We start from the raw sequence: 12,429 nt of genomic DNA, 5'->3' as shown, positions 1-12,429 counted from the left end.
CGCGCGCCCGCCCTGCCCTGCCTAGACTGACGGCATGTACCGCGTCTCCCGCTATCGCCCCTGGCTGCTGCTCATCGTCCTGATGCTCGGCGGTACGGCGCTGTGCGCGCTGCTGGCCGGCCGCTATGCACAGCAGCGGGCGCTGGACGATGAAAGCCTGCAGGTCCGCCGCCAGCTCGGCCTGTATGCCCAGACCCTGCAACAGCGCATCGATCGTTTCGGCACCTTGCCGCAGGTGCTGGCGCTCGACCCGGACCTGCACCAGGCGGTCTCGCACCCCTTGAGCGCCGCCGAACGACAGCGGCTCAATCTCAAGCTGGCCCAGGCCAACAATGTCACCCGCGCCTCCACCCTGACCCTGATCGACAGGCACGGCATTGCCGTGGCCGCCAGCAACTGGGACCAGCCGACCAGCAACGTTGGCGAGGACTACAGCTACCGCCCCTATTACCAGCAGGCGATGGCACACGGCAGCGGGCACTTCTACGGCATCGGCATGACCACCGCCGTGCCGGGCTACTTCCTCTCCCAGGCGATCTACGACGCCCGCGGCAGCGTGCTGGGCGTGGTCGCGATCAAGATCGAACTGCGCGCCCTCGAACAGGAGTGGCTGCAGAGCCCGGACATCGTGCTGGCCACCGATGCGCATGATGTGGTGTTCCTGGCCAATGGCGATGCCTGGCGCTACCGGCTGCTGCGCCCGCTCGGCCCGCAGGAACGCAACGAGATGCTCGCCACCCGCCAGTACGCGGACCGCTCGCTGCAACCCCTGCAGGCACGCACCGTGGAAGTGCTCGCCGATGGTGGGCGCATGGTGCGCGTGGAGCAGCCCGCGCTGCCACGGCCGGTGCTGTGGCAGACCCTGGCGCTGAACGAGCCGCAGTGGAAGCTGCACCTGCTGCATGACGCCAGCGCCAGTGCCGCGGTCGGGCGAAGTGCCGCGCTGGCCGCCGGCGGCATCTGGCTGGCACTGTGTTTCCTGGGCCTGTTCGTGCAGCAGCGCCGCCGCTTGGCCGCGCATCGGCAGCGCAGCCGGCGCGAGCTGGAGAGTGTGCTCAAACAGCACGCGCAGGAACTGCGCACCGCCCAGGACGGCGTGCTGCAGGCCGCGCAGCAGGCCGACAGCGGCCTCAGCCGCAGCCTGGCGCACCTGCCGCAGGGCGTGGTGGTGATCGACAACGAGCAGAAGCTGGTCGCCTGGAATGCACGGTATCTGGAGCTGTTCCGCTTCCCGACCGGGCTGATCCGGGTCGGCCGGCCGATCGAGGAGATCTTCCGCTACAACGCGCGTCGCGGCCTGCTCGGCCCAGGGCCGATCGATGAAGCCATCGAGCGTCGCCTGAACCATCTGCGCAGCGGCCGCCCGCACATGCGCGAGAGCGAGAAGGACGACGGCACGGTGCTGGAGATCCGCGGCAACCCGCTGCCCGACGGCGGCTTCGTCACCAGCTACGCCGACATCACCGCCTACAAGAACACCGCACGTGAACTGCGCTCGCTGGCCGATGCGCTGGAGCACCGCGTGGCCGAGCGCACCCGCGATCTGGATGAAGCACGCCGGGAAGCAGAGCAGGCCAACCGCTACAAATCGCGCTTCGTGGCCTCGGCCGTGCACGACCTGCTGCAGCCGTTGAACGCTGCGCGGATGTTCGTCTCGGTGCTGCGCGGCAAGCTGCAGGGCGATGCCCGCGAGCTCAGCGAACATGTGGACGCCGCGCTGGCCGCGCAGGATGCCATCCTCAACAGCCTGCTGGACATCTCGCGATTGGAATCGGGCGCGCTGCAGACCCATGTGCGCGCCTTCGCACTGTCACCGCTGCTGGAAACGCTGGCCCGCGAGTTCGGACTGGCTGCCGACAGCCGCGGCCTGCAGCTGCACTGGGTGGATACGCGTGCGGTGGTGGTGAGCGATGAAGCGCTGCTGCGCCGCATCCTGCAGAACTTCCTCTCCAACGCGCTGCGCTACACCCCGCGCGGGCGCGTGCTGCTCGGCTGCCGCCGCGATGGCGGTCAGCTGCGCATCGAAGTGCACGACCAGGGCCCCGGGATACCGGAGAGCCTGCAGGGCGAGATCTTCGAAGAATTCCGCCGGTTGGATGACGGCGTGGACCAGGAACGCGGGGCCGGGCTGGGTCTGGCGATCGTGGAGCGGATCGGCCGTCTGCTCGGCCATCCGATCCGGCTGCGTTCCACCCTGGGGCGCGGCAGTGTGTTCTGGGTAAGCCTGCCGTTGGGGGCGGCAGCGGACGTGCTGACCACCCCGGCGCCCGCGGTCGCCCCGGTGGTCGATAGCGGCGATGACAGCCCGTTGCGCCACTGCCGGGTCTGGAGCATCGACGACGACCCGCGTGTCTGCACCGCCACCCGTACGTTGCTGGAGCGCTGGGGGTGTGTGGTGGAACTGGCCGATGGCCCGCAGGCCGCGCTCGAGATCGCCTCGGCGTTCAATGTGCCCAAGCTCCTGCTGCTGGATGTGCGCATGGGCCAGTGGCACGGACCGGACCTGTACGAACAGCTGTGCGGCCTGTGGCACGCACGCCCGCCGGTGATCCTGGTCACCGCAGAGCGCGATGACGCGTTGAAGGCCCACGCTGCAGAGAACGGCTGGGGCTTCCTGTCCAAACCGGTGCGCCCGCCCGCGCTGCGGGCCCTGATGACACAGCTGCTGCTGCGCCACCGCAGCTGAGCCCGTACCGCTAGACGCCGGCACCCGCATCGCCTTCCGGCTCCAGCGCTTTCACCAGCACCGCCGCCTGTGTGCGGCTGTGGCATTCCAGCTTCTTCAGGATCGCGGTGACGTGCACCTTCACCGTGTTCTCGGCCAGGCCCAGCTCATAGGCGATCTGCTTATTGAGCAGACCATCGGCCAGGCACAACAGCACCCGGAACTGCTGCGGGGTGAGCTGCGCCAGGCGCGTGGCCAGCAGCGCATCGGATTCGGAGCGTTCGGCCGCCATCGCCGGGAACCACACCCCGCCATCGAGCACCGCCGCCACCGCCTGGCCGAGGGTCTCGGCCGGGGCAGACTTGGGAATGAAACCGGCCGCGCCGAACTGCTGCGCACGCCGGATCACCCGCGGGTGGTCGTTGGAGGACACGATCACCACCGGCACATCCGGATGCGCGCCGCGCACATGCAACAGCGAGGAGAACCCGCGTGCACCGGGCATGGTCAGATCGAGCAGGACCAGTTCGATCTCCGCATGCTGATCCAGGGCGCTCTCCAGCGTCGCGGCGCTGGCCACTTCGATCACGTGGACCTGCGGCAGCGCCTGGCGCAGGGAATGCACGACCGCAGCACGGAGCAGCGGGTGGTCGTCGGCGACCAGAACGGTGATGTCACTCATGCACGAAGTGTGGCATGCCACCCGGCTGGCTGTCGCATTCGACCGCTGACAGCTGGATGACAGCTTCCCGGTGACACGGTCGGATCGACATTCCCTTGTACTGGAGGCTGCATGCTGACCCTGATCGGTCTATTGACCATTGCTGCACTGGTGACGCTGCTGATCACCGGGCGAACGACGGCCATCATCGCGCTCGTGCTGGTGCCGTTGGTGGCTGCGCTGATTGTCGGAACCGGCACGGATGCGCTCGCCGGCTATTTCAATGACGGCCTGAAGCGCGTCGCCCCGATCGCCGCAATGTTCATGTTCGCGATCACTTTCTTCGGCGTGCTGCAGGATGCCGGGCTGTTCCGCCCCCTGGTTGATGGACTGGTGCGGATGACTGCGGGCAATGTCGTCGCGGTCGCCGTGATGACCGCACTGTTGGGGATGGTGGCGCATCTGGACGGTGCCGGTGCCACCACCTTCCTGCTCACCGTGCCAGCGCTGCTGCCGCTGTACCGGCGCCTGCACATGAGTCCGTACCTGATGCTGCTCCTGCTGGCGACCGGTGCAGGCATCTTCAACATGCTGCCGTGGGCGGGCCCGCTCGGTCGCGCCGCCGCGGTGACCGGCATCGATGTCGGCGTGCTGTGGCAGCCGCTGCTGCCGGTGCAGGTGATCGGTGCGGTGCTGCTGCTGGCGATGGCGGCCCTGCTTGGGCTGCGCGAACGCGGCCGTGCTGCGCGCCTTGCCGCCGGGGGTGCTGGCCTGGCGCCTGCCGACGCCGCCGCCCTGCTGCCGCGCGTGGCAGCGCCGGTGCCGGTGCGCCACGCGTGGTTGAACGCGCTGTTGTTCGTCGCCGTACTGGGCGCGCTGGTCGGCAGCCTGTTGCCCTCGGCCTACATCTTCATGATCGGCCTGGCACTTGCCCTGCTGATCAACTACCGCCGCCCGGCCCAGCAGATGGAGGCGATCGCCGCGCATGCGCCGGCCGCGCTGAAGATGGGTGCGATCATCCTGGCCGCGGGATCGTTCCTGGGGGTGATGGATGGCAGCGGGATGTTGCGCTCCATCGCGGCGGACCTGGCCCATGTGCTGCCCGATCCCATGCTGCCATGGCTGCACGTACTGCTCGGCATGGTCGGGTTGCCGATGGAGCTGCTGCTCAGCACCGATGCCTACTATTTCGGACTGTTGCCGGTGGTACTGGAGATCACCACGCCGCTCGGCGTTGACCCCGCGCACAGCGTGTATGCGCTGACCATCGGGAACATCGTGGGAACCTTCATCAGCCCATTCTCGCCGGCGCTATGGCTGGCGTTGGGGCTGGCCGGGGCGGACATGGGGCGCCACATCCGCTACTCGCTGGGCTGGATGTGGGGCTTCTCTCTGCTTCTGCTGGGCGCTGCCTGGTTGCTGGGCGTGTTCTGATCTTCGCGCGGCGTGCTGTCGCTGCCTGCAGGCAGCACGCTGGCGCGCCAGGCCTCCAGGAACTGGCGACGTTTTAGTGCGTCCAGATACACCAGCAGGCCGGGGCCAAGCTGGATCGGGCGAAGGTTGCTGGACGGCCCACCGCCGGCAGTGGCGGTGGGCAGGATCGAGGTCAGGCGCGCCTCCCGTGAGAGCACCTGCTGCCCGCGCGGAGACAGCAGGTAATCCAGGAACCGGCCAGCTTCCTCAGGGTGTCGGCTGCTGCGCGGTATCACCGCCGTACGCAGCACCACCAAGGTGTAGTCCTCGGGCTCGACGATGGCCAACGGCGCGCCGGCCTCGATCCGCGCACGTGCGTAGGACCCCAGCACGTTGTAGACCAACGCCAGTTCCCCTCGGCTGACCCGGTCCAGCAGCACGCCGGTCCGTTCCTCCAACTGCACCGCGTTGTCGCCCAATGCGCCCAGCAGCGCGCCGGCAATGCTGCCGCGCTGACTGTCCTGGGTCGCCATGAGGTAGCCCACGTTGCTGCGCTCGATATCGTAGGTCCCCACCCGCCCCTTCAACGGTGCATCGGCAGCATGCAGCAGATCGAGCAGCTGCCGGCGCGTGCGCGGCACCCGGTTCGCGGGCAGGCGGCGGGTGTTGTAGACCATCACCACCGGCTCATAGCTGATCCCGAACGCCTCATGCCGCCACTGCGCCCAGGCGGGCAGGGCATCGGTCTGCGCCGAGCGGTGCGGCAGCGCATGCCCATCGTTGACCAGCTTGGTCTGCAGGTCCATGCCACTGCTGATGAGCAGATCCGGTGCCGCGCCAGGCCCCGGCGCGCGCAGGTAACGGCGGTAGATATCCTGGGTGATGATGTCTTCGTAGATCACCTCCGTGCCGGGGTGCAGCCGCTGGTAGTCGGCGATCACCGTGGCGAAGACCTCGATGTCCGTGGAGCCATGGATCCGCAGCTGCGCGGTCGGCGTGCCCTGCGCGGGGAAGCGCTGGACGTCGCCGGGATCGGCCGATGCGGTGGCCGCAACCAGCATCAGCAACAGACCAGACAGGACTTTCATGCGTGCCTCCTCGGCAGCCGGATGGTGGCGATCAGGCCACCGCCCACCCGGTTGGACAGATCGATGTGGCCGCCATGGCTGTCGACCACGCGCTTGACGATCGCCAGCCCCAGCCCCGCACCACCGGCGGCCGCCCCTTCGCCACGCGCGAAGCGCTCGAAGACCCGCTCCGCATCGGCCGGTGGAATGCCGGGGCCGTGGTCGGCGATGGTCAGCACGCAGTGCGTATCCTCCGTGGTCAACGCGACCTGCAACGCGCCATCGCCACCGTACTTGAGCGCGTTGTCGATCAGGTTCTTGATGGCCTCGCGCAGCAGCAGCGCATCGCCATTGACCCAGGCTGGGTCGTTGGCCACCGCCAGGTGCACGCGGGGTGCCGGCAACGCCTGCGGCAACGCTTCATGCAGGGCCTGGTGCACGATCTCGGCCAGATCCAGGGGTGCGAAGCGCTGCAGGTTGGCCCGATGGATCACGCTGGCGTCGCTGAGCAGCTGGTTGAGCAGCCGGCTCATGTGGGTGGCGTTACGCTCGATCGCCTGCAGGCTGCGCCGCATGTCCTCCGGATCTTCATCATCCAGTGCCAGCTGGGCCTGCGCGCGCAGGGCCGCCAGTGGCGTGCGCATCTGGTGCGCGGCCTCGGCCATGAAGGCGCGCAGGGTTTCATTGCTGGTCGAAAGCCGGCCCATGAAGTGGTTCAAGGCGCCGACCATCTGGTCCATCTCCTGCGGTGTGGTCGCATCCAGTGGGCGCAGGTCGGAGGGCTCGCGTCTGGACAACTCGCGTTCGACCCTCACCAGCGGGCGCAGCGCCCGATGCACGCCGAGCGCGACCAGCGCCAGCGACAACAGCGAGAGCACGACGATCGCCACCAGCGCGCGGGTCACCATGTCCTGTGCCAGCGCCTCGCGCGCCCGCCGGGTCTGCCCGACCTGCACACGCACCTCGGCCTGCGCGGACGGTGATGACACCCGCCGCGCCACCACCACGAAGCGCACCGTTTCACCGCTGTAGGGCGCGTCCAACAGCTGCGGACGATCGCTCGGCGTGCGGGGCGGCGCCGGCAGATCGTCGTAACCGGTCACGGTCTGGTTGCGCGCATCGGACACGCGGTAGAACACGCGGTCTTCCGGCGCCATCGCCAGCAGGTCGAGCGAGGCGTACGGCAGATCGACCTGCCACTGCGCATCCACCAGCGCCACCGAATCGATGATCGAGAGCGCCGAGGACACCAGCAGGTGATCGTAGGAACGGTTGGCGGCACGCTGGCCGTAGTCACGCGCACCGAAGAACAATGCGACGGCGAACAGCGCCATCAAGCCGCCCAGATACAGCCACAGCGTGCGCCGGATCGAGGTGGGCGCGCGGGCCTCAGCCACCATCGGCACTGCCCTCGGCCGCCGCATCGTGCGCCTCAAGCAGGTAGCCGCTGCCGCGCACGGTCACGATGCGCAGCGGTGCCTCGGCCAGTTTGCGGCGCAGGCGCCCGACATACAGTTCGATCGCGTTGGGACCGGCCTCATCGTCAAAGCCGAACAGGCCGTTGCCGATCTCGTCCTTGCCCACCACCTGCCCCAGCCGACCCATCAGGATCTCCAGCAGCCGGTACTCGCGGTTGGGCAGCTCGATCGGTTGGCCGTCCAGACTGACCCGGTGCGCGGCGTTGTCGAACTGGAAGCCACCGATCTGCACCACTTCGCTGGCCTGGCCACGGGTGCGCCGCAAGAGCACGCGGCAGCGCGCTTCGAACTCGCGGAAATCGAACGGCTTGCCGAGGTAATCGTCCGCGCCGACGTCCAGTGCCTGCACGCGGTCTTCGATCCCGTCACGTGCGGTCAGCATCAGCACCGGGGTGCTGTCACCGCGCTCGCGCATGCCGGCCAGCACGCGCAGCCCATCCAGTTTGGGCAGGCCGATATCGAGCACGACCAGATCGAACGACTGGTAGCGCAGCACGCTCGCCGCGGCCAGTCCGTCGCTCTGCCAATCCACGGCATGCCCACTGCGGCGCATGCGGCGGACGATCGCGTCGGCCAGGTCCGGGTTGTCTTCCACCAGCAGGATGCGCATCGGTCGGGATCGGGAAAGGTGCACGAATGCTAGCGCGTGCAGCCGCATCCGTGCGCTTCGCTGCGGTGCAGCAATGACTGACAGGTGGATGACAGCATCCCGGCACTAGGCTGCGCCATCGCGTCACCCCCGAACATCCGGTACCTGGGAGGGTCCATGGAACTGAACACACTGCGCTGGTGCCTGCCTGCTGCCTGCACGCTGTTGTTGGCCGCGCCCGCCTGGGCCGCCGACGCCAGCGACGACGACCGCCCGGTCACCGCCAGCCTCGGCGGCCGCCTGCACCTGGATTTCGCCGATTTCCACAACGACCGCCGCGGCACGCCGAACAAGGACGACACCGAGATCCGTCGCGCATGGCTTGACGTATCCGGCAAGTTCTTCGTGGTCGACTACAAGCTGGAAGCGGATTTCTCCGGCGACCGGGTCGAGGCCAAGGATGTGTTCGTCAGCCGCAGCTTCGGCGATGCCGGCAAGCTCACCGTGGGCCAGTTCAAACAGTTCTTCTCGCTGGATGACCGCACCAGTTCGAACTACGGCTCCTTCCTGGAGCGCGGCAATGCCGGCACCACGCTGGCGCCGCTGTATCGCCTCGGCGCCTCCTGGCAGGCCGCGCGCGGCGACATGACCTGGGCCGCCAGCGCCTACAGCCTGGAGAGCATCGACGCGTGGCAGGTCAAGGGCCGTGCCGCCGGTGGCCGTGCGACCTGGGCCCCCGGCGCCACCGCCGGTGATGTACTGCACCTGGGCGTGTCGCTGGCGCATGAGCGCTACGACAACCCTGGCGCCGACGGCGTACCCGCCCTGCGCATCCGCCCGCGCCCGGCCGGCCATCTCTCCGACAACAGCCGCCCGACCCTGGTCGATTTCTCGGCCGGGCGCGACACCGACGTCAACAAGTGGTCGCTGGAGTACGCGCAGGTGCGCGGCCCGCTGTCGTGGCAGGGCGAATTCAGCGGCGCCACCTTCGACGACGGCAGCCAGCGCGGCAAGGTGCTGGCGGGCTACGGCCTGGTCAGCTGGTTCGTCACCGGCGAATCGCGCGTGTACGACCGCAAGACGGGGCGCTTCGGCCGGGTCAAGGATTTCCAGCACACCGCCGGTGCGTTCGAACTGGCACTGCGCTATGACCAGATGCGCGGCGACCAGCACCTGATCGGCCAGCCCGACCTGCGCGACGGCCAGACCGAGGCGTGGACGCTGGGTGGCAACTGGTACATGCGCCCGAACCTGCGCTTCATGCTCAACCTGATCGAAAGCCGCAACCGCGACCGCCTGGCCGACGCCAACGTGGACCGCACCCGCGCGGTCACCGGCCGCCTGCAGTACGACTTCTGATGCCCACTTTCCGCACCGTTTCTTCTGGAGAATGCAGATGATGCTGAGCATCCTCGGCTTTGGCATGGTCATTACATTCATGTACTTGATCATGAGCAAGCGGCTGTCGCCGCTGGTCGCCCTCATCACCATTCCGATCCTGTTCGCCTTGATCGGCGGCTTCGCGGCCGGCATCGACGACATGATGCTGGAAGGCATCAAGAAGATCGCACCGACCGGCGTGATGTTGATGTTCGCCATCCTGTACTTCGGCGTGATGATCGATGCGGGCCTGTTCGATCCGCTGGTGCGGATCATCCTGCGCTTCGTCAAGGGCGACCCGATGAAGATCGTGCTCGGCACCGCCATCCTGGCGATGCTGATCTCGCTCGACGGTGATGGCTCGACCACCTACATGATCACCGTGTCGGCGATGCTGCCGTTGTATCAGCGCCTGGGCATGAACGCGTTGAACATGACCTGCGTGACCATCCTCGCCGGCGGCGTGATGAACCTCACCCCGTGGGGCGGCCCGACCGCGCGTGCGGCCACCGCGCTGCATGTGGACCCGGCCGACGTGTTCGTGCCGCTGATCCCCTCGATGGTGATCGCCTGCGCCGGCGTGCTGGTGCTGGCCTGGTATCTGGGTATGAAGGAACGCCGGCGCCTGGGCGTGGTGACCCTGCCGCAGGGCGGCAGCTGGATGGACAACAGCGTCTCCGATGATGGCAACACGCTGCCGACGGTGGAAGACGCCGAAGACACCAAGCGCCCGAAGCTGCTGTGGGTCAACCTGGGCCTGACCATCGCCCTGATGACCGCGCTGATCCTGGGTGTGCTGCCGATGCCGGTGCTGTTCATGGTCGGCTTCGCGATCGCCCTGGTGATCAACTACCCGAACCTGGCCGAGCAGCGCCGCCGCGTGGTCAACCATGCCGGCAACGTGCTGTCGGTGGTCTCGCTGATCTTCGCGGCGGGCATCTTCACCGGCATCCTCAACAACACCGGCATGGTCGAGGCGATGTCGCACAGCTTCCTGGCGATCATCCCCGACAGCTGGGGCCCGTACCTGGCGGTGATCACCGCGCTGGCCTCGATGCCGTTCACCTTCTTCATGTCCAACGACGCCTTCTACTTCGGCGTGCTGCCGATCCTGTCCGAAGCGGCCGGCAACTACGGCATCACCCCGGTGGAGATGGCGCGTGCCTCGCTGGCCGGCCAGCCGGTGCATCTGCTCAGCCCGCTGGTGCCCTCGACCTACCTGCTGGTCGGCCTGGCCAAGGTGGAGTTCGCCGATCACCAGAAGTTCACCCTGAAGTGGGCCATTGCCATTTCGATGCTGCTGATGTTCGGTGGGCTGCTGTTCGGCCTGTATCCGCTTGCGTCCTGATCCGCCTACCAAGGAGCGTTCCGCCATGACTCTTCGCATCGCTTACGTCACCAGCGCCATGGGCAGTGTCGGCACTGCCATCTGCCAGAAGCTGGCCCGCAACGGCCACACCGTGGTCGCCGGCTGCGCGCCCAATTCGCCACGCAAAGCGGCCTGGCTGCGCGAGCAGCGCGAACTGGGCTTCGATTTCATCGCCTCGGAAGGCAATGCCGCGGACTGGGCGTCGACGGTGGCCGCGTTCGCCAAGGTGAAGGCCGAGGTCGGTGAGATCGATGTGCTGGTCAACAATGCCGGCGGCAGCCGCGATGTACTGTTCCGCCAGATGAGTCCGGACGATTGGAACGCGGTGATGGGTTCGAACCTGCATGCGCTGTTCAACATCACCAAGCAGGTGATCGATGGCATGAGCACGCGGGGCTGGGGCCGGATCGTGAACATCGGTTCGGTGAGTGCGCACAAGGGCCAGATCGGCCAGGTGAACTTCGCGACGGCGAAGGCGGCGATGCATGGTTTCAGCCGGGCGTTGGCCAATGAGGTGGCGACGCGGGGTGTGACGGTGAATACGATTTCGCCGGGGTATATCGCGAGTCAGTCGATCAGCAGTTTTCCGCCGGATGTGTTGGATCGTCTGGCGGGCTCGGTGCCGATCCGGCGGTTGGGCAAGCCGGAGGAGGTGGCGAGTCTGTGTGCGTGGTTGGCGTCGGATGATGCGGCGTATGTGACGGGTGCGGATTATGCGGTGAACGGTGGTCTGCACATGTTCTGATGGTTTTGCGCATCCCACGTGATGCGTGACCTCCCCCGCGAGGTGAGCCGCGATGCTGGTTGGCATCGCGGCTTTTTTTGCTTCCGCGGTTTCGGGAACGTTGGGCTACTTGCAATTGCAATGGCAATGGCAATGGCAACAGAAACTGCAACTGCAACTGCGGGGCAAAAGGCGGACTTCATGCCCGTGTCGCGCTGGGCAGGGCCCGGGTGGGTTGGCGGGACCCGCTGCAAGTACGTCCATGTAAGCTCGTGTGTTGCCATCCATGGCAACACACGGTCCCGCCAACCCACCCGTGCCTACCCTTTGACAGTGAGCTGGTGCGCAACGAAAAAACCGGCGCCTGCTGCTCCGTTGCATTGGCTTGGCCTGTTGGCTTGCTTGGCCTGCGTGGTTCGATTGATCTGCGTGACTTTCTCAGCTCGAGTCACCTCGGACCTGTCCGTCTGCAGCGTTGCTTTGCTTCGCCATGGCCACCAGCCAACTGTCGGAGGCGTGGGGTGTGTGGGTTGGCGGGACCGTTGTGCCGCATGGATGCGGCTCACGAGCCCCCATGGATGGGTTTACCCCCCCCCCCCCCCCCCCCCCCCCCCCCCCCCCCCCCCCCCCTGGCCCAGTCATCTGAGAAGCTCTGCGCTCTAGGCGTTGCGCTCTAGGCGTTGCGCCCTTGCATCTGCGTAAAGCAAAGCCACCGACCAACGGTCGGTGGCTTTGCTGATCACCCAGCTCGGCTCGGCTCGCCTCGGTCCGGTCCGGCCCTGTCCGTCTGCAGCGTTGCATTGCCTTGCTTCGCCATGGCCACCAGCCAACTGTCGGAGGCGTGGGGTGTGTGGGTTGGCGGGACCGTTGTGCCGCATGGATGCGGCTCACGAGCCCCCATGGATGGGTTTACGGCGCGTCCCGCGAACCCACACACCCCACGCCTGGCCCAGTCATCTGAGAAGCTCTGCGCTCTAGGCGTTGCGCTCTAGGCGTTGCGCCCTTGCATCTGCGTAAAGCAAAGCCACCGACCAACGGTCGGTGGCTTTGCTGATCACCCAGCTCGGCTCGGCTCGCCTCGGT

Annotated in this window: 9 protein-coding genes; 5 read left to right on the top strand and 4 right to left on the bottom strand. The window is 67.3% G+C overall.

All coding sequences use genetic code 11. The annotated features are described in order from the left end of the window. The first annotated feature begins 34 nt into the window (after window positions 1-34). Window positions 35-2,686, top strand: coding sequence for a hybrid sensor histidine kinase/response regulator (locus ACE026_RS19145; protein WP_486040430.1), 2,652 nt, complete (start codon window positions 35-37; stop codon window positions 2,684-2,686). 10 nt (window positions 2,687-2,696) lie between these two features. On the opposite strand, the gene ACE026_RS19140 is transcribed toward ACE026_RS19145, so the two are convergent. Next, a complete protein-coding gene (locus ACE026_RS19140) occupies window positions 2,697-3,347 on the bottom strand; it encodes a LuxR C-terminal-related transcriptional regulator (RefSeq protein WP_486040429.1) in 651 nt (216 codons plus the stop codon). 111 nt (window positions 3,348-3,458) lie between these two features. Between ACE026_RS19140 and ACE026_RS19135 the strand changes: the two genes are divergently transcribed. Further along, window positions 3,459-4,760: a CitMHS family transporter gene (locus tag ACE026_RS19135; protein WP_486040428.1), complete on the top strand. Its 1,302-nt coding sequence runs from the start codon at window positions 3,459-3,461 to the stop codon at window positions 4,758-4,760. Here ACE026_RS19135 and ACE026_RS19130 read toward each other — a convergent pair. Genes ACE026_RS19130 through ACE026_RS19120 form a run of 3 tightly spaced genes read right to left on the bottom strand, consistent with a single transcriptional unit; the run spans window position 4,688 to window position 7,894 of the window. Next, complete coding sequence (locus ACE026_RS19130; RefSeq protein ID WP_486040427.1) at window positions 4,688-5,827, bottom strand: ABC transporter substrate-binding protein; 1,140 nt, start codon at window positions 5,825-5,827, stop codon at window positions 4,688-4,690. The two genes, ACE026_RS19135 and ACE026_RS19130, sit on opposite strands and share 73 nt — an antisense overlap. Further along, the gene (locus ACE026_RS19125; protein ID WP_486040426.1) at window positions 5,824-7,206 is read right to left on the bottom strand and encodes a sensor histidine kinase N-terminal domain-containing protein; all 1,383 of its coding nucleotides are present in this window, start codon (window positions 7,204-7,206) and stop codon (window positions 5,824-5,826) included. The genes ACE026_RS19130 and ACE026_RS19125 overlap by 4 nt, the downstream gene beginning before the upstream one ends. After that, entirely contained in the window at window positions 7,196-7,894 is a 699-nt protein-coding gene (locus ACE026_RS19120; protein ID WP_486040424.1) for a response regulator, read from the bottom strand. The genes ACE026_RS19125 and ACE026_RS19120 overlap by 11 nt, the downstream gene beginning before the upstream one ends. 156 nt (window positions 7,895-8,050) lie before the next feature. Between ACE026_RS19120 and ACE026_RS19115 the strand changes: the two genes are divergently transcribed. The 3 genes from ACE026_RS19115 to phbB are packed head-to-tail and all read left to right on the top strand — an operon-like array spanning window position 8,051 to window position 11,367. Then, the gene (locus ACE026_RS19115; RefSeq protein ID WP_486040423.1) at window positions 8,051-9,232 is read left to right on the top strand and encodes an OprO/OprP family phosphate-selective porin; all 1,182 of its coding nucleotides are present in this window, start codon (window positions 8,051-8,053) and stop codon (window positions 9,230-9,232) included. Between the two features lie 40 nt (window positions 9,233-9,272). Next, a complete protein-coding gene (locus ACE026_RS19110) occupies window positions 9,273-10,601 on the top strand; it encodes a CitMHS family transporter (RefSeq protein ID WP_070473693.1) in 1,329 nt (442 codons plus the stop codon). 25 nt (window positions 10,602-10,626) lie between these two features. Beyond that, window positions 10,627-11,367 carry an acetoacetyl-CoA reductase gene (gene phbB / locus ACE026_RS19105; RefSeq protein ID WP_019183776.1) on the top strand — a complete coding sequence of 247 codons (741 nt, stop codon included), beginning with the start codon at window positions 10,627-10,629 and terminating at the stop codon, window positions 11,365-11,367. Window positions 11,368-12,429 lie beyond the last annotated feature (1,062 nt).

This window comes from Stenotrophomonas sp. AGC87 (assembly GCF_057333975.1).
The sequence above is the reverse complement of the archived record's forward strand: the minus strand, read 5'-3'. Positions and strand labels throughout refer to the sequence as shown.